Source organism: Corynebacterium sp. HMSC05D08 (genome assembly GCF_001807215.1).
Taxonomy (GTDB): Bacteria; Actinomycetota; Actinomycetes; order Mycobacteriales; family Mycobacteriaceae; genus Corynebacterium; species Corynebacterium striatum.
In genome coordinates this window covers 37,651-55,450 of sequence record NZ_KV788324.1, presented here as the reverse complement: position 1 = coordinate 55,450, position 17,800 = coordinate 37,651, and the positions used below count along the sequence as shown (strand labels likewise).

Sequence of the window (17,800 nt, the reverse complement as noted above, 5' to 3'; positions counted from 1 at the left end):
TTGCAGGCAGGCGCCTGTCCTAGAAATGTGACCTGTGGCTGCTTAGACTGCTTTAGGTCTTTTTCACCCCAAATCCAGCAATCGAGAAGGTTTCGTGGAACTATTGAACCCATGAAGCTGACGATTCTTGGCTGTTCCGGCTCAGTTCCCGTTCCGGGAAACGCTGCCTCCGGATACGTTGTGTCCTTCCCGGACGCGCCATCCATCGTGATGGACATGGGCCCGGGCACGCTTGCTCGCCTCCAAGAAGTGCAGGATCCTTGCGATGCGCACATCACCTTTAGCCATCTCCATGCTGATCACTGCCTGGACTTTCCGTCCCTGATGGTCTGGCGCCGCTTCCATCCCACCGCGCCTGCGGCTTCACGCAACTTCTGCATTGGGCCGGAGCATGCGCCTCGCCATCTGGGGCGCTTGTCCGCTGATGAGGTCGATGGCGTCGACGACATGTCGGATACCTTCGCTTTTTCCCCGTGGATCGACCGCGAGCGTCAGCTGCTCGATGACGTCTACATGACGCCCTTTAGGGTCATCCACCCAGTTGAGGCGTATGCGTTGCGCATGGAACATGCCAAGACGGGCAAGACCATTGCTTACTCTGGGGATACGGCGTTTACGCCTGCGCTTGTCGACGCCGCACGGGGCGCCGATGTGTTTCTTTGCGAAGCCGCCTGGGGCGAGACCTCTGAGGGCAAGGCCCCGAACATGCACATGTCGGGTGCGGAAGCGGGACGCGTGGCACGTGAGGCCGGCGTCGCAAAGCTGGTGCTCGTTCACCTGCAGCCTTGGGGCGATACCGCGGCAACGTTGCGTGCTGCGCAAGCGGAATTCAAGGGGGAGATCATCCTGGGCGCGCCGGGCATGGAGTTTGAGCTCTAGCTAAGCCGGTAGGGTGGTGGGCATGACTGATTTTTCTCGTGCCGATGGTCGCGCGCTCGACCAGATGCGTAGCGTTCGCATTACCCGTAATTTCACCACCAACCCGGCGGGCTCCGTGCTCGTTGAGTTCGGCAACACCCGCGTGATGTGCACTGCCTCCGTGGAGTTCGGTGTGCCGCGCTTTAAGAAGGATTCCGGTGAAGGCTGGCTGACCGCTGAGTACTCCATGCTGCCGGCTGCCACCCACGACCGCATGCCGCGTGAGTCCATGAAGGGCAAGGTCAAGGGGCGCACCCACGAGATTTCCCGCTTGGTGGGTCGATCCCTGCGTGCCGCCGTGGACCTTTCTGAGCTGGGTGAAAACACCATTCAGCTCGACTGCGATGTGCTCCAGGCTGATGGTGGTACCCGCACCGCGTCCATCACCGGTGCTTATGTGGCCTTGGCGGATGCGATTGAGTACTTGAAGTCCGAGGGCGTCGTCCCTGGTGAGCCTCTCTTGGACCCGATTGCTGCGGTTTCCGTGGGCATCATCGACGGTCAGATTTGCCTGGACTTGCCATATGAGGAGGACTCCCGCGCGGAAGTTGACCTCAACGTGGTCATGCAGGAAGGCGGTGACTTCGTAGAGATTCAGGGCACCGGCGAGCACGGCCTGTTCGGCCGCGACGAGCTGAACTCCATGCTCGATGTGGCGCAGAAGGGCTGCGAGGAGCTGATCGAGGCACAGAAGGCAGCGCTGGGATGGTAAAGCTCCTTGTCGCCTCGAATAACAAGAAGAAGCTAGGAGAGCTCGAACGCATCCTCGCAGACGCGGGAATCGAAGGCGTCGAACTGCTGTCGCTTTCCGCTGTGCCAGCGTATGACGAACCGGTGGAGGACGGGCGCACGTTTGCTGATAATGCACTGATTAAGGCCCGTGCTGGCGTTGCCAATACTGGTATCGCCACGATTGCGGATGACTCGGGTATCGCCGTCGAAGAACTCAACGGTATGCCGGGCGTGCTCTCGGCACGCTGGTCCGGCCAGCACGGCAACGACCAGGCGAACAATGACCTGTTGCTCGCGCAGATGTCCGACGTTCCTGACGAGCGTAGGGCAGCTGCATTCGTTTCGGTTTGCGCGCTCGTGACGCCAGCCGGCAAGGAGTACGTTGCCGAGGGGCGCTGGCCAGGGACCCTCCTGCGCGCGCCGCAGGGCGAGAACGGCTTTGGCTATGACCCGCTCTTCCAGCCGGAAGGCGAGCAGCGTTCCTCCGCCGAGATGAGCCCCGAGGAAAAGAACGCGGTTTCTCACCGCGGCCGTGCGCTGGCGCAGCTCACCGACATCATCGCTCAGCTCGCAGCCATCAACTAGTAAGCAGGCTGCAAGCACTAATTTCGCAAAACAAAAAGCAGGGAGACACCGGCGCTAGCCGGAGCCTCCCTGCTTATTTTAAGTTTTGTGTGCTTTAACGCTCAGTCATGCTTGAGCACGGAAACGGTGCTCATAGCCGCGCTGGTATTAGCGGTTGAGCTGGAACTGTTCTGTGACTTCGAGGCGGCGCTTGTGCTCCATCCAGAAGGAGAGGAAAGGAACAACACCAGCGAGGGCGGTAGTGATGAGCTTGCCCGCCGGCCACAGTGCACGTGGTCCGAGGATCAAGATGGAGACCAAGTAGACCATGTACGCGAGGCCGTGGGCCTGCGCGATGTAGGTGGCCCAGTGCGGAATCTCGACGCCGACGATGTACTGCAGGATCATGCGGGCTACGAGGATGAGCAGGAAAATACCGGTGACCGTTGCCGCGATGGAGAAGAACTTCAGCGGGCCGCGGATGCGGGCCTGGCGGTCTGGGTGAACTTGGTTAGTCATGGATTCTCTTTCTAAAACTGATCATCGTAGGCGGCGCCGCGCTTGCGGCGCTGTTGGTTCATGGCATTGAAAGTCTCCACGTCCATCTGCGGACGCTGCGGAAGGAAGTCCTCATCTATCTTCGTGACCTCACCGCGTTTTTCTTTCTCGGCTGCCGCTTCATGTTTATAGTCGGTAATGCCCATGGCGGAGGCTTCATTTTCAGCCTCAATACGCTCGTTCTCGTAGCTCAGTGCTGTCTTGTAGGCGTAGACCACAAAGACTGCGAAGAGCGGCCATTGGAGGGCATAGCCCAAGTTCTGGAATGTGCCCGACCCGGAGCGAAAGCGGGTCCACTGCCAGTAGGCGAGGAACAAAAAGAGCACTACGAAAAAAGCGATGAGGACGATATGCCACCATCGCACCTTCAACTTCTGCTTTTTCGGCATGCTGTCATTGCTCACCCGTAATAGCCTACCCATTGTTTTGGGAAAAGTGGATTTATGCTTTAGCCTGCACGATTGTGGGGCAGCGCACGGTTGTGAGAAGGAACGGGTGCGTCCCCGCGCGTGCCTGGGTTTAGTGATACTGAAATCAGTGTGTAAACTACTGTCGCAGTTGCATTGCGGTACTCCTCCCCGCACTTGAGTGGAGTGGTGGTTCCAATGTAATGAATGCGCCCGTGGCGGAATTGGCAGACGCGCTAGATTTAGGTTCTAGTGTCTTATGACGTGAGAGTTCAAGTCTCTCCGGGCGCACAGCACGCCTCCGCACTGTTGCGGGGGTCTTTGTTTGTGCCCGGTTTGTGCCCGGATTAGGGCAGAATCTAGCGCTTTTTTATGTCCGTTTAGTAACGAATAGACCACAACTATGTCCGATGGGAAATCGGAAGAGATGGGGCGTCGTTGACCTCAATGGATAACAAACTTTGCTGACCTCCCCGTGCGCATTTCGGCGCGTATCCCAAGTACGTGCTGCGATTGCCCGCCACGGGAAAGACGGCCGCCAATTCACTGACAGTGAGGAAGTAAACCGATGAAAAAGTTCAAGACAGCCCTGATTGCCATTCTTTTGGTCGCCGTAGTAGCGCTTGGCGGAGTTGCAATTTTGCAGAACAAGGGCATCATTGGCACCCAGGGGGATGCGTTGAACACACAGGTTATCAAGTCTGTGGAACGGGAAGAACAGGTTGTGCTGCTTAGCCTGGGTATCGAGGGCTTGGCCGAAAAACCATCGAATAAAGAGGTACTCGGCGTCGGTATTCCGTGGACTGACCGTACCCAGTTCGTGCAATACTCTTACAAGGCCAAACTTGGAATCGAAGGCAAGGACGTAAAAGTCGAGCAAACCGGCGAGCACGCCTACAAAGTGACCATCCCGAGGTTCATTTTCATTGGCCACTCCGATGAGCATTTTAAGACCGCCGTCAACGATAATGGTGCTCTTAGCTGGATTACCCCCGAGCTCGGTGCTGCCGATACGGTTTCGAAAATTCTTGACGAAGGTGAGAAAAAACAGAACATTTCGGACAACCGGGGTGTCTTGCAGGACCAGGCAAAAGACTTCTACACGGGAATCATTAGGTCAGTAGATAATAATGCTGAGCTGGAGTTTAGCTTCAAGTAGGAGTGGAAAATGATGGGGTCGCTACGGCGACCCTTTGCTCGTTTTGATGATAAAAAATCTATCAATTTAACGTGTGGAAACTCACGTTCGGGGGCAAAATACCCCCGATATAAACGGTATATTCGTCTTTTTTAAAATGGGTGACCTGCAAGGGGGCTGATTTGTTACGGATGTGCCCTGTTGCACATTTTCTCAAGTAGGAGGGGTGCAGTCACGGCTTCTAAACTTGGAGACAAGAGGCGCTCGTCGCTTAGAAGGTGAGACCAAAGTTTCCGGCAGGAAACGCGTGGAACACAGTGACAGGTAACAGCGGCAAGGCGCCCCGACTCACTTGAATGAAACGTGTCAAACAAGAAGGGAGTCACAACAGTGACCACCGCAACGCAACCGCTGCAGTTTGAAGCCTGGAAGGGATTCGAGCCTGGCCCATGGGCTGAAGGCATCAACGTCAGGGACTTCATCCAGCGCAACTACACTCCGTACGATGGAGACGCTTCCTTCCTCGCGGGCCCAACCGAAAAGACTCAGCGCACGTGGGACACCCTCGAAAAGGACTACCTGTCAGTAGAGCGCCAAAAGCGCATTTTCGATGTCGACACTCACACCCCAACCGACATCGACGCTTTCCCAGCCGGCTACATATCAGAGGACGATGACGTCATCGTCGGGCTGCAGACCGACACCCCGTTGAAGCGTGCCATGATGCCGAACGGTGGTTGGCGCATGGTCGAGCAGGCCATCCGCGAAGCGGGCAAGGAGCCAGAGGCTGAGATCAAGAAGATCTTCACTCGCTACCGCAAGACCCACAATGATGCCGTCTTCGACATCTACACTCCGCGCATCCGCGCTGCCCGATCATCACACATCATCACCGGTCTGCCTGACGCATACGGCCGCGGCCGCATCATCGGTGACTACCGTCGTGTCGCCCTCTACGGCGTTGACTACCTCATCGCCGAAAAGGAAGCTAAGAAGCACGAGGTCGGCGACCTGGGCTTCAGCGAGCACTGGGCACGCTACCGTGAAGAGCACGCAGAGCAGATCAAGGCCCTGAAGAAACTCAAGATCATGGCAGAGTCCTACGGCTTTGACATTTCCGGCCCTGCAAAGACTGCTCATGAGGCAGTCCAGTGGACCTACTTCGGCTACCTGGCTTCCATCAAATCCCAGGACGGCGCCGCAATGTCCATCGGCCGCCTGTCCGCATTCTTCGACTGCTACTTCGAGCGCGACCTCGCAGCCGGCCTCATCACTGAAGAGGATGCACAGGAAATCATCGACCAGCTCGTCCTGAAGCTGCGCATCGTCCGCTTCCTGCGCACCGAGGACTACGACCAGATCTTCTCCGGTGACCCATACTGGGCAACCTGGTCCGACGCTGGCTTCGGCAACGACGGCCGCCACATGGTCACCAAGACTTCCTTCCGTCTGCTGCAGACCCTGGTCAACCTTGGCCCATCACCAGAGCCGAACATCACTATCTTCTGGGACCCAGCACTGCCAGAGGGCTACAAGAAGTTCTGTGCGCACATCTCGATCACCACTTCTTCCATCCAGTACGAGTCTGACAAGCAGATTCGTGAGCAGTGGGGCGATGACGCAGCGATTGCTTGCTGTGTTTCCCCGATGGAAGTTGGCAAGCAGATGCAGTTCTTCGGCGCTCGCGTTAACGCTGCAAAGGCCCTGCTTTACGCCATCAACGGCGGTCGTGACGAGGTCACCGGCAAGCAGGTCGTCGAAGGCTACGACGCAATCCAGGGCGACGGCCCACTGGACTTCGACGAAGTCTGGAAGAAGTACGAAGAGATGCTGGACTGGGTCGTTGGTACCTACGTCGAGGCACTGAACATCATCCACTTCTGCCACGATAAGTACGCTTACGAGGCAATCGAGATGGCTCTGCACGACTCCAACATCGTCCGCTCCATGGGCTGCGGCATCGCAGGTCTGTCCATCGTTGCTGACTCCCTGTCCGCCATCAAGTACGCAAAGGTTTACCCAGTGCGTGACGAGACCGGCCTGATTGTGGACTACAAGACCGAGGGCGACTTCCCGTTCTACGGCAACGACGATGACCGCGCCGATGACATCGCCGCCACCATCGTCCACACCGTGATGGCAAAGATTAAGGCCATCCCGATGTACCGCAACGCAATCCCAACCCAGTCCGTTCTGACCATTACCTCCAACGTGGTCTACGGCAAGGCAACCGGTGCCTTCCCATCCGGCCACAAGGCTGGTACCCCGTTCGCACCAGGTGCTAACCCAGAAAACGGCGCCGACAGCCACGGCATGGTCGCTTCCATGCTGTCCGTGGGCAAGCTGGACTACAAGGATGCGCTGGACGGCATCTCGCTGACCAACACCATCACCCCGTCTGGTCTCGGCCGCACTCCGGAGGAGCGCATCGACAACCTGGTGGGCGTTCTGGATGCAGGCTTCATCATGGAGTCCGAGTAAGCCACCCGCAGTCAATCAAGTTTCCCAAACCAACCTCAACCAATTTCAAGGAGAAAACCATGGCAACCCCAACCTTCGACGAGCGTCTTGCAGCCATGAAGGCAAACCGTGACGAGCACCAGATGAACTCAGGTCTCTACCACGCAAACATCAACGTTCTGGATAAGGCAACCCTCGAGGACGCTGTCGAGCACCCAGAGAAGTACCCGAACCTGACCGTTCGTGTTTCCGGCTACGCAGTGAACTTCGTCAAGCTCACCAAGGAGCAGCAGCTCGACGTCATCTCCCGTACCTTCCACCAGGGTTCATAAACAATGGCTGATGGCATTACTGGAGTGGTGCACCTCGACCCCCAAGCGGGCGAGAAGGTGCGCGGAGCGGCCGCCGGCCTAGGTACCGATAACTCCCTCGACGAGATCAAGCGCCCAGAGCTCATGGAGGCACGTCGCACTGGCGACATCGCCCTCGTACATTCCTGGGAGCTAGTAACCTCCGTCGATGGTCCCGGTACTCGCATGACGATGTTCATGTCCGGATGCCCGCTGCGCTGTCAGTACTGCCACAACCCTGACACGATGGAGATGAAGGTGGGCACCCTCGAGCGCATCGAGGACGTCGTCAAGCGCATCAAGCGCTACAAGCCCATCTTCAAAGCCTCCGGTGGCGGACTGACCATCTCAGGTGGCGAGCCGCTGTTCCAGATTGCGTTCACGCGACGTGTGCTCAAGGAAATCCACGATGCTGGTATTCACACCACCATCGATACCTCCGGTTTCTTGGGCTCCCGTCTGCGGGACGAAGACCTGGAAAACATCGACCTCGTCCTCCTCGACGTCAAATCTGGTGACGAGGAAACCTACAAGTTGGTCACCCGCCGCGAGCTGCAGCCGACTATCGACTTCGGTGACCGGCTGTCGGCGATGGGTAAGCCGGTGTGGATCCGCTTTGTTGTGGTTCCAGGACTTACGGATTCCCCTGAAAACGTGCGAAACGTCGCTGAGATCGTGGGGCGTTGGAGCAACAACGTCGAGCGTATCGAGGTGCTTCCGTTCCACAACATGGGTGCTGATAAGTGGCATGAACTGGGCTATCCGTACACGCTGGAAGACACGAAGCCGCCAAAGCCGGAGGACATCGAAGCAATTCGTGACGTCTTCCGCGCGAAGGGATTCACCGTTTACTAAACGAGTCTTCCCTGAATAAGAAAAGCTTTTAGCGCTGCGCCACTATGGTGCGGCGCTAAACTTTTATCTATGACTCGTCGATTTGGATACCCAGTAAAAGAGCACACACTTTCCGTCCCGTGGGACTACAACGACCCGCAACAGGGCACGTTTGAGCTCTATGCTCGTGAAATCGGTGACCCGGATAAGCCCGCCATTCTCTATAACCAGGGCGGGCCAGGCTTCCCAGCCCCGCGTCCACTGGGGGCGTCAGGTGTCATCGGCAAGGGCCTGGAGCGCTACCGCTGGATCCTCATGGACCAGCGTGGCACCGGCCGCAGCCATCGCATTGATGAGCTTTCCGACGCCGCCGACTTAAGCGTCGAGCGCCTTAAACTGCTGCGCCAGGACAACATCGTGCGCGATGCGGAGCGGCTGCGTGAGTACCTTGGCATCGACAAGTGGTCTTTGTTCGGCCAGTCCTTTGGCGGATTTTGCATCACGAGCTACGTCTCCTTGTTCCCCGAGTCTGTGGACAAGGCCTTCCTGACCGGCGGCCTCCCGACCTTGGACAAGGGCGCAGACGATCTTTATCGTTCCACGTTCACCAAGCTCAAGATGCGCCAACAGCGCTTCTTCGACTACGTACCTTTCGCGCAGCAGCGCATCGCGGAAATCATCGATCACCTGGACAACTCGCAGGAGGTTTTGCCTACTGGGGAGCGCTTGAGCTCGCTTCGCTTCCGCACCATCGGCATCGAGCTGGGCCGTGGCTCCGGATTCGATTCCCTGGGCTACCTGCTTGAGGAGCCTTTCCGCACCGTGGGTGGGGAGAAGCGCTTGCGCTCCGATTTCCTCCACGAGGTCGGTGCTCGCGTGAGCTTCCAGGGTGGGCCATTGTATGCGGCCATCCACGAATCCATCTATGGCAGTGTGGGCGGCCAGCACGTCACGGGCTGGGCGGCGCACCGCGTGCGCGAGGAGTTCCCGGAGTTTGCTGAGTCAGGCACGTGGCTGACAGGCGAGCACATCTTCCCGTGGCAGTTCGATGAGGATCCGGCGCTGCTTGCCTTCAAGGATTCGGCAGAAGCGTTGGCGCAGCTTGAGTGGGACGCCGCGCCTTACGACGCCGCGGCATTGGGCAACGCCGAAGTGCAGGCCGCCGCAGCTGTCTATCTGGATGACATCTTCGTGCCCTTCGAAGAGTCGATGCAGACCGCTAGTGCCTACCGTGACCTGCGCCCAATGGTGACCAACAAGTTCCAACACAACGGAATCGGCCACGACGGCGAGGGCATTCTGGGCGAGCTCTTCCGCTTGGTTGATGACCACTAGAACGCCCGTTTGCGCCGGCCGGCCCCCGGGGTCGGTCCCCGCTGCCTAGCCCCTTGTCTTGTTCGATAGCAGTTTCATTAAGATTTTTCTTTCCCGCTCGCGCACTTATTTAAGGTGTGGAAAGGTGAGGAGGAATCAAGAATTGAACGAAAAATGGACGAGAGGAAGAACCAATGTTCGGAATGTTTTTTGTTGGTGTTGTGCTGCTGGCGATTGTTTTGACCATTTTCGATGGTTACTACATCGTGCGCACCCGTGAGGCTGCCATTGTGGAACGCCTGGGTAAGTTCGTGACCGTGGCGCACGCTGGCCTGCACTTCAAGCTGCCGTGGGTTGATCGCGTGCGCGACAAGATCAGCTTGCAGGTGCGCCAGCTCGATGTCATGGTGGAGACCAAGACCAAGGACAACGTCTTCGTACAGATTCCGGTCGCCGTCCAATACGAGGTTGTGCAAGGCCGTGAGCGCGAGGCCTACTACATGCTCTCCAACCACGAACAGCAGATCGTGGCTTATGTCCAGGACAACGTTCGCTCCTCCGTGGCGAACATGGACCTGGATGATTCCTTCTCTTCGAAGGACACCATCGCGCAGAACGTTGCGATGTCGCTGCGCGACAACATGGCTGCATATGGCTGGCACTTCGTGAACACCCTGGTTACCGATATTCGTCCGGATACCCGCGTGCGCGAGTCGATGAACTCCATTAACGCTGCGCAGCGTGAGCGTGAGGCGGCTATCGCACAGGCTGAGGCGGAGAAGATTCGCGTGGTTAAGGAAGCCGAAGGTGCCGCTGAGGCTAAGAAGCTGCAGGGTCGCGGCGTGGCTGAGCAGCGTAAGGAAATTGTTGAGGGTATCGCGCAGCAGTACGAGATGCTGCGTGCTGCAGGCGTTCAGGAAAACCCAGAGACCCTGATGTTGGTTTCCCAGTACCTGGACGCCATGGTTGATGTTGCTGATCGCTCCCACACCAACGTCCTTTACATGCCGTCCAACCCAGGTGGCATGCAGGATCTCTTCGGCGGCATGCGCGACGTACTGCTGTCGACTCAGGCTATTAACAACGAAGCCTCTGGTGGACTCGACCGCGAGCAGCGCGAGCGCTTGGAGCAGCTGCGTGCGCAGAAGACGCAGCGCGCGCAGCAGGCGGCGCGCGAGGTGCAGCAGCAAGCCCAACAGAGCGCTCAAGCTATTGAGCAGCCGCCGTACTCCGGCGGTGCACCACAGAGCAATACACCGCAGACGGCACGCCAGTATTTCGACGAGCTGCGTAACCAGCTCAAGGGCGATAACTAGGGCGATTACTAAGACAAAAAAGCTGGCTCCACCAAATGACTCATTGTCAACGAGTGGAGCCAGCTTATTGTTTGCGGCTGAGGTTTTACTCGGTGTAGCCGATGTTTTCGACCTCGAGTACAGCGAAGGAAGCAGCACCGAAGTTAGCTAGTTTCGGGCTGGTAGCGACCATGGCCGGGCCGTTGTAGATAGGCATGATGCCATAGGTGGACAGGGCCTCGCGCTCCAGCTCGTTGCCCTTCTTGATCTGCTCGTCAGGATCTGCGATCTTGGCCAGCTCCTCGATCTTCTTATCCATCTCCGGGGTACCGGTGCCGGACTTGTTCAGCTCGGAGTCGGAGCGGTAGACCTGACCAAAGTACGCGACGCCGAATGGATCGCCGGCGGTGAACCCCATCGGGAAGATATCGAAATCCTTCTTGGTGGCGATCTCCGAGAAATCGGAGGAAGGACGCTCTTCGACCTTCAGATCGATTCCGATGTCCTTGAGCATCTTCTGCGTTGCGGTGGCCATTGCTTTGATAATGGAGCTGTCACCCAGCATGGTATAGCGCAGCGAGAGCTTCTTGCCGTTCTTCTCGCGGATTCCGTCGGCTCCTTCCTTCCAGCCGGCTTCGTCCAGCAGCGACTTGGCCTTTTCGGCATCGAATTTCACGACGGCACCAAAGTTGTCCTCGTAGCCCTTCTGGGTCTGATAGAGGTTGAGGGAGCCCGGCAGCTCTTCCTTGTAACCGTCGAGACCGTTGAAGCGAATAGCGGCTAGCTGGGAGCGGTCGATGCCGGTCAGCACTGCTTCGCGGACCTTGATGTCCTTCAGGATCTCGTTGCCAGAGTTCAAAACAATCAGGGAGTTAGAAGGCATCATTGCGGTGCGGATCTCAATGTCATTCATGCCCTTAACCGCAGCTAGGCGATCCTTATTGCCCACGCCGGTGGCATCGATTTCGCCTGCCTTGAAGGCATTGATGGAAGCTTGGTCTTCCATCTGGCGGTAGGTGACCTTGTCGAGGAATGGCTTGTCGCCCCACCACTTTTCGTTTGGCACGAAGGAAACCGTGCCACCGACGAAGTCGACATTGTCGACCTTGTACGGGCCAGCACCCCACTCTGGGCGCAGCTTGCCCAGGTATGCCTTGTTGAACTTCTCGGCGGAGTCGACCTGCGGAGGAAGCAAGAAGTTGAACAGGCCCTGCCACCATGGGTATGCATGCTTGTAGGTGACCACAGCTTGCTTGTCGGTCTCGCCCTTGGTCACAGACTCGATGAGATTGTAACCTTCGATGCTGGAGACATTGAGGGACTTATCCTCGCCGTTGTTGTACTTCCAGGTGTGCTCGAAGGACTTCCAGTCAATCGGCGTGCCATCGTTGTACTGGGCCTTGTCGTGGATGGTGTAGGTGATGACGGTCTTGCCGTTCTTCTCCTCTTCTTTGATGTCGGTGATGTAGTCGTTGTTGGGGTGGAACTCACCGGAGCCGTCGAAAAGCCCGATTTGCGGGTTGTAGTACTTCCACACGTCGCTGGTATACCGGGTGCCGTCAGCGTGGAATGGGTTTTCCTGCTGGGAAATCTCATCCAGTGCCAGGCGAAGTTCGCCGCCTTCCTTCAGCTCGGAGCGGTCCTTTGGATTGTAGGAACCGTCGAGCTTGACGTCGATGGCTTCGCCCGAGGATTCTGAATCGCTGCTAGAGCAGCCGGAGATGACGAGAGCGGAGGCAGCGATGACCGCCAACGTAGCATTACGGAGTTTTAGGTTCATGGTTCGAATCTTCCTTGTGGGAGGGGGGAGGAATTACAAAGAGATGAAATATTGAGTTTTAGGTCGAGCGCGGGGGTTCTAAGAGGCATGTTCCTCGTAGATCACCCGCTTGCGGTTGCGTTCCACGGCAGGATCCGGGATAGGGATAGCGGACAGCAGCGCCTTGGTGTACGCGTGCTGCGGGTTATCGAAGACCTCGTCGGTGGCGCCGTATTCCACGAAGTCGCCCTTGTACATGACGGCGACTTTGTCGGAAAGATTGCGCACCACGGATAGGTCGTGAGCCACGAAGACCAAGGAGATACCCAGGCGGTTTTTCAGGTCATGCAGCAGATTGATGATGCCGGCCTGGATGGATACGTCCAGAGCAGATACTGGCTCGTCGAGGACGATGATTGACGGGTTTGTAGCCAGTGCGCGGGCCAGGCCGATGCGCTGACGCTGGCCACCAGAAAAATGCCCTGGGAAGCGGTCTACCTGGTGGGATTCCAAGCCGACGAGCTTCATGAGCTCGCTCACGCGCTTGCCGACGTCGCCGTCATAGCCCAGCGATTCCAGCGGTTCCGCGATGATCTCGCGGATTGTCATGCGCGGGTTCAGCGAGCTCATTGGGTCCTGGAAGACGATCTGGATGTCCTTGCGCAGGCTGCGGCGAGCTGAGCTGCTAAGACCGGAGGTGTCGGTGCCATTAACAACGATGGTGGAACCCTTAGGTGGGTTAAGATCCATGATTTCGAGCAAGGTGGTGGTCTTGCCGGAACCGGATTCGCCCACGATGGCGAAGCACTCGCCTTGGTGCACCGTGAAGCTGATGTTGTTGACCGCATGCACGGTGCCCACGCGACGCTTGAGGATGGCGCCCTTGATGAGTGGGAATTCCTTGACGAGGTTTTCTACCTCCAGGGTCACGGGGCGCTCGTCATACGGGGTATCGCCTAGGGCATCGGGGGAAATCTGTGGCAGCGGGTACATTCGCTCGCCACCGATGCTGCCCTGATTGATCTCATCGGAGCGCAGGCAAGCGGCGGCGTGCCGCGGGGCGTCGTCAAGTGCACGCAATTCAGGCTCCTGCTTCCAGCAGCCTTCCTGCGCCACGGGACAGCGGGCAGCAAACGAGCATTCCGGCACAATCTCGATGAGGCGCGGCGGGGTGCCGTTAATCGGTACGAGGGGCTGGTCGCTTGACTTATCCACGCGTGGGGTAGAGCCGAGCAGTCCCACCGTGTAGGGCATCTTGGGGTTGCTAAAGATGGTGTCTACGTCGCCATATTCGACGGCGCGCCCGGCATACATGACGAGGACGTCATCTGCCGTGCCCGCGACGACTCCCATGTCGTGGGTAATCATGATGACCGCAGCGCCGGTTTCGCGCTGAGCGACCTTGAGGACCTCAAGAATCTGCGCCTGGATGGTGACGTCGAGAGCGGTGGTTGGCTCGTCGGCGATGATGACCTTGGGGTTGTTGGCCATCGCGATAGCGATGACCACGCGCTGGCGCATACCGCCGGAGAATTCATGCGGGAAGGACTTGATGCGCTTTTCAGGCTCGGGGATACCCACCAAATCCAGAAGGCGGATGGCCTCTTGCTCGGCTTCCTTATCCGACAGTGAGCGGTGAATCTGGATGGCTTCCTTGAGCTGGTCACCGATGGAAAAGACGGGAGTCAGCGAAGAGAGCGGATCCTGGAAAATCATGGCGATGTCTTGGCCACGGATTTCGGACATCTTTCTGTCGGACATTCCGATCAGCTCAGTGTCCTGGAATTTAACAGAGCCCTCAACCTTGGCGTAGCCAGGCAAAAGCCCCATAATGGCCATCGACGTCACGGACTTTCCGGAGCCGGATTCACCCACAATCGCGAGGGTGCGCCCTGGCAGAAGATCGAAGTTGACGCCACGGACAGCATGGACCGAACCAGCTTCAGAAGGAAAGGTGACGGCGAGGTCGCGGACTTGCAGCAATGGGGTAGTAGGCGTTGTCATGCTCGGCCTCCGGAGTTCGAGTTGGGGTCAATGGCATCGCGCAGGCCATCCGCGATGAATGCCATGGACACAGTGAGTAGGGTCAGCACGCCCGCTGGGAAGTAGAACTGCCAAGGCGAGGATTCGACGGCGTTGGCGCCGACGGAAAGCAGCGTGCCCAAAGAGACGTCGGGAAGCTTCACGCCCAAACCCAAGAAGGACAGTGCTGTTTCTGACATGACGGTGCTCACGACGCCCAGTGCGAACTGGATGATGAGCAGCGATCCGATGTTGGGCACGATGTGGCGAACGATGGTGCGAAAGCGCGATACGCCCATGTAGTCGGCCGCTCGCACGTAGTCGTTTTCGCGCACGGACAGCGCCATCGCCCAAATAACACGGGCGGGGTACATCCAGCCAAAGGCGATGAGGACCACGATGAGCAGCTTCCAATCGCCGCCGGAATCCGCCACCACGAGGGCGATGAGCAGGAAGGTCGGGATGGCGAGCAAGAAGTGGATAATAGCCAGAATCGCCTTTTCGATGCGTCCGCCGTACATGGCTGCGGCAGCGCCGATGAGCGCCGAAAGGACGGTCGTGGCAATGGAGACGACCAACGCGATGATGAGCGAGCGCCCCAAGCCATGAACGGTTTGGGCGAAAAGGTCGTTACCGGAATCGGTGGTGCCAAACCAGTGCTCCGGCGAAGGTCCTGTGGCGAGGTTTAAGAAGTCAGGCTCGTCGTAAGGCCACTTCGCAACAAAGCCGCCGAAGAGAGCCAACAAGGTTAGAAGCAGGAAGATGAGTGCGCCGATTAAAGCGAACTTGTTGCGGAAGAAGCGCCGCGTGTACAGCTTCAGCTTCGACGTGCCGCGGAAGACCTCTTCCTTTTCGTCTCCGTCGTTGCCTGTGAATTGGCGGCGTTGGGCATCATCGACATCAACACCGGAAGCCAGTGCAGATTGGGCGCTTGGCTCCGAGGCCATGCTGAAGTCGGCGGTGGCGGCGTGTGGGCGAACACCGAGGTTATCCGCCGCGGAGTCGATAGCGAGGTCGTTTCGCCGGTGGCGTTCCGAGTGACGTGCCGAAGCGCGAGGAGTCGTGGACTTTTTCTCTGGAGACATTTAGCTCACCCTCACTCGTGGGTCGAGTGCAACAACGACGAGGTCGGCCAGAATTGCTGAGAATGCAATCATCACTGCGCCGAAGGCGGCGACCGCGGTGGTGCCGTTGACGTCGTTGCGGCTGATGGTTTCGATGAAGTACTGGCCCATGCCTTTCCAAGCGAAGATCTGCTCGGTCATGATCGCGCCAGTGAAGATTCCGGGCACGGAGAAAGCAACTGACGTTGCCACCGGGATGATGGAGGTTCTTAGCGCGTGCTTGCGGATGGCTTGGGCACGGGTTAGCCCTTTCGCGCGGGCAGTGCGAACGTAGTCGGCATTGAGGTTGTCCAGCAGGAGAGTGCGCTGCATCATGTGGTAGCCGGCGTAGCTGATGACGACCAGGGAGATGGTGGGAAGGACAAGGTGCTGGGCGTAGTCAATCAGCTTGGGGATAAAACCAGTGATGTCCGGATTAGCAGATCCGGTGACGTAGACGACGCGGTGGCCAGTCACGCGGTTTAACCAAAGGCCACCTGCAACCACCAGGATGGAAGCAACTACGACGTGGGTGTTCATCGTGATAATCGAAACACCCTGCCATACGCGGTCAGCAGCCTTGTACTGGCGCGCAGCGGTGTAGACACCCAAACCAACACCGATGACAACAGAAAGCACGGTTGCTAGGAGGAGAAGCTGGGCAGACACGAGCGCACGGTGGCCGATCTGGGCGCTGACTGGGTCTCCCAAAGGGGAGCTGCCCCAGTCCCAGTGGAACAAAATCCCACTAAACCAGTTCCACCAGCGCTCAAGGAGGGGCGTTTCTGGGTCGAGACCCAATGGCTGGAGGATATTGGAGATTTCTTCCGGGCGAAGAGGCGGGTTGCGGCCTATGTAATTCGAACGCGGATCAAGGAAGGTTGCCGCGAGAAAGTAGGCGATGTTGGTCGCGAGGAAGATAACTAGCAACCAGCTAGCGGTCTTCTTCAGGATGTATTTGAACATCGGGTGGGTTCCGTTCGCAGAGACGACAGTTGAGAGTTGCGTCTTTGAGCCCTTCGGCACATACGTGAGGGAAATGTGACTTGGCTATCAATTTCGCTGAAGTTGATACTAGGAAATTGGAAAAGGGTTGGCCGCCTATTTGTTCAAATTTTTAAAGTTTGGGGGTGAAGCTTATTAGCCCCGGATTGTATTTATTTCGGGTCTTTATATAAGCCGTTACTTTGCTTGGGTGCTCACGTTTTCTGTGACATACAGGCATATTGTCTAAAAGGTATGCTCTATTTTAGGGTCAAACTATGCGCAAAATATGCAGATTCTTGGCAGGTAAAAAGTGGGGGTAGCTCAAGGGCAGGTTGCTAGCTGGGTAGCCAGCGCGTCATATTCGGCCTGTGTTACCCACAGCCCGTAGGTAGCTTTAACTTCAATGATTTTCTGCGCGTAGGTGCAGCGGTATTCCTTGCTTGGTGGAAGCCAAGTGGCTGCGTCGCCTGCGGATTTCTGCTGGTTAAGTGGGCCGTCGACCGCGAGGAGGTTGCGCGGGTCGTTGGCAAAGTCGCGGCGCTTTTCCGGTGACCATTCTTGGGCGCCTTTTTGCCAGGCGTCGGCAAGCGGCACGATGTGATCAATCTGTACCAACTCGGAGGTGCCTTGCCCGCGCTGGAAGCTGATATCAGTGCCGGAATAGGGATCATGCAGTGTACCTGTCAGGACCACGCAGTCATGAGTGTTTTCTTTGAGCGTGATATCCACGAGGTCACGGCGCAGAATGTCGTTTCGCGTATCGCAGCCGTTGTGGCCAAATTCCACGGTGACATCGTCAGACCATGCCTGCCCGAACTGCTTACGTTCGTAGCCAGTCTTTGGCGCGCGGCCCTTAACCGGCAGGGCGGTGAGCTGTTCTAATGCTGGATTTGGGGCAGGTGCCGCAGGGGGTTCGGGGGCTGCCGGAGCTGCGTCTGAAGCTGTTGCTGGAGCCGGTGCTGCGGGGGTGTTGGGTGCAGTCGCTGAGGTGGACGAAGTCGGGGCGTCGAGAGTTGCGCCAAAGATGACGAGAGCTGCGACGATGAGGTTGAGGATGCCGACTACGTAGTACGGGCGAAAAGGGGAGCGGGCTGCCATGATGGGGATGATTTTAGCGGCTAGACTGGCGCCGGTAATGAGTATCGATAAGTTCTTTGATGAATACACGCAACAGCGCGGGATTGTCCGTAGTGCGCCTGTGGTTCCGGCGAGTGCATGCGAGATTTATGCAGAGGTAGAGCCCGAAGGACCTGTCGGGGATGGCGTGCGCCGGGGTCAATCGCGCGTGGAACTAGAGCGTGCTAAAGAGCTAGTTTCCCGGCTCTTGGGTGATTTCTAGCCGTATCCTCGCCACCGTGA

Annotated in this window: 17 protein-coding genes and 1 tRNA gene; 11 read left to right on the top strand and 7 right to left on the bottom strand. The window is 57.7% G+C overall.

Annotated elements, in window-relative coordinates; translation table 11 throughout:
• Positions 1 to 111 precede the first annotated feature (111 nt).
• From HMPREF3148_RS05380 to rdgB, 3 genes are read left to right on the top strand one after another with little or no spacing between them, the layout of a single operon-like run.
• Complete coding sequence (locus tag HMPREF3148_RS05380; protein ID WP_049063347.1) at positions 112 to 879, top strand: MBL fold metallo-hydrolase; 768 nt, start codon at positions 112 to 114, stop codon at positions 877 to 879.
• Between the two features lie 22 nt (positions 880 to 901).
• Positions 902 to 1,630 (top strand): ribonuclease PH, encoded by a 729-nt coding sequence (rph, locus tag HMPREF3148_RS05375; protein WP_049192603.1) that lies wholly within the window; start codon positions 902 to 904, stop codon positions 1,628 to 1,630.
• Positions 1,624 to 2,235 (top strand): RdgB/HAM1 family non-canonical purine NTP pyrophosphatase, encoded by a 612-nt coding sequence (rdgB, locus tag HMPREF3148_RS05370; protein ID WP_049152120.1) that lies wholly within the window; start codon positions 1,624 to 1,626, stop codon positions 2,233 to 2,235. Before rph ends, rdgB begins: the two co-directional genes overlap by 7 nt.
• Positions 2,236 to 2,382: 147 nt before the next feature.
• Here the strand turns inward: rdgB and HMPREF3148_RS05365 are convergent, their stop codons facing one another.
• Entirely contained in the window at positions 2,383 to 2,733 is a 351-nt protein-coding gene (locus HMPREF3148_RS05365) for a DUF3817 domain-containing protein (RefSeq protein ID WP_049063349.1), read from the bottom strand.
• 11 nt (positions 2,734 to 2,744) lie between these two features.
• A complete protein-coding gene (locus HMPREF3148_RS05360) occupies positions 2,745 to 3,194 on the bottom strand; it encodes a hypothetical protein (RefSeq protein WP_046645809.1) in 450 nt (149 codons plus the stop codon).
• 194 nt (positions 3,195 to 3,388) lie between these two features.
• Between HMPREF3148_RS05360 and HMPREF3148_RS05355 the strand changes: the two genes are divergently transcribed.
• The 7 genes from HMPREF3148_RS05355 (at position 3,389) to HMPREF3148_RS05325 (ending at position 10,591) form a co-directional block, all read left to right on the top strand.
• Positions 3,389 to 3,470, top strand: a tRNA-Leu gene (locus HMPREF3148_RS05355).
• 277 nt (positions 3,471 to 3,747) lie between these two features.
• Positions 3,748 to 4,338 (top strand): hypothetical protein, encoded by a 591-nt coding sequence (locus HMPREF3148_RS05350; RefSeq protein ID WP_070508837.1) that lies wholly within the window; start codon positions 3,748 to 3,750, stop codon positions 4,336 to 4,338.
• Positions 4,339 to 4,707: 369 nt separating this feature from the next.
• Positions 4,708 to 6,798 (top strand): pyruvate formate lyase family protein, encoded by a 2,091-nt coding sequence (locus HMPREF3148_RS05345; RefSeq protein WP_005531072.1) that lies wholly within the window; start codon positions 4,708 to 4,710, stop codon positions 6,796 to 6,798.
• A gap of 59 nt (positions 6,799 to 6,857) precedes the next feature.
• Complete coding sequence (gene grcA2 / locus HMPREF3148_RS05340; RefSeq protein ID WP_005531071.1) at positions 6,858 to 7,109, top strand: autonomous glycyl radical cofactor GrcA2; 252 nt, start codon at positions 6,858 to 6,860, stop codon at positions 7,107 to 7,109.
• 3 nt (positions 7,110 to 7,112) lie between these two features.
• Entirely contained in the window at positions 7,113 to 7,982 is an 870-nt protein-coding gene (gene pflA / locus HMPREF3148_RS05335) for a pyruvate formate-lyase-activating protein (protein WP_049145143.1), read from the top strand.
• A 69-nt stretch (positions 7,983 to 8,051) separates the two neighbouring features.
• Positions 8,052 to 9,296, top strand: coding sequence for an alpha/beta fold hydrolase (locus tag HMPREF3148_RS05330; protein WP_070420573.1), 1,245 nt, complete (start codon positions 8,052 to 8,054; stop codon positions 9,294 to 9,296).
• Between the two features lie 173 nt (positions 9,297 to 9,469).
• Entirely contained in the window at positions 9,470 to 10,591 is a 1,122-nt protein-coding gene (locus HMPREF3148_RS05325) for an SPFH domain-containing protein (protein ID WP_070508836.1), read from the top strand.
• 85 nt (positions 10,592 to 10,676) lie between these two features.
• Here the strand turns inward: HMPREF3148_RS05325 and HMPREF3148_RS05320 are convergent, their stop codons facing one another.
• From HMPREF3148_RS05320 to HMPREF3148_RS05300, 5 genes are all read right to left on the bottom strand, one after another.
• Complete coding sequence (locus HMPREF3148_RS05320) at positions 10,677 to 12,350, bottom strand: ABC transporter family substrate-binding protein (RefSeq protein ID WP_049145138.1); 1,674 nt, start codon at positions 12,348 to 12,350, stop codon at positions 10,677 to 10,679.
• Positions 12,351 to 12,428: 78 nt separating this feature from the next.
• Positions 12,429 to 14,333, bottom strand: coding sequence for an ABC transporter ATP-binding protein (locus HMPREF3148_RS05315; RefSeq protein WP_049063362.1), 1,905 nt, complete (start codon positions 14,331 to 14,333; stop codon positions 12,429 to 12,431).
• Positions 14,330 to 15,436, bottom strand: coding sequence for an ABC transporter permease (locus HMPREF3148_RS05310; RefSeq protein WP_046645804.1), 1,107 nt, complete (start codon positions 15,434 to 15,436; stop codon positions 14,330 to 14,332). Before HMPREF3148_RS05310 ends, HMPREF3148_RS05315 begins: the two co-directional genes overlap by 4 nt.
• The gene (locus HMPREF3148_RS05305) at positions 15,437 to 16,420 is read right to left on the bottom strand and encodes an ABC transporter permease (protein WP_049063363.1); all 984 of its coding nucleotides are present in this window, start codon (positions 16,418 to 16,420) and stop codon (positions 15,437 to 15,439) included.
• Between the two features lie 342 nt (positions 16,421 to 16,762).
• Positions 16,763 to 17,539, bottom strand: coding sequence for an HNH endonuclease family protein (locus HMPREF3148_RS05300; RefSeq protein WP_049063366.1), 777 nt, complete (start codon positions 17,537 to 17,539; stop codon positions 16,763 to 16,765).
• Positions 17,540 to 17,576: 37 nt separating this feature from the next.
• Here HMPREF3148_RS05300 and HMPREF3148_RS05295 point away from each other — a divergent pair, with 37 nt between their 5' ends.
• The gene (locus HMPREF3148_RS05295) at positions 17,577 to 17,780 is read left to right on the top strand and encodes a hypothetical protein (protein ID WP_129721038.1); all 204 of its coding nucleotides are present in this window, start codon (positions 17,577 to 17,579) and stop codon (positions 17,778 to 17,780) included.
• Positions 17,781 to 17,800: the final 20 nt, after the last annotated feature.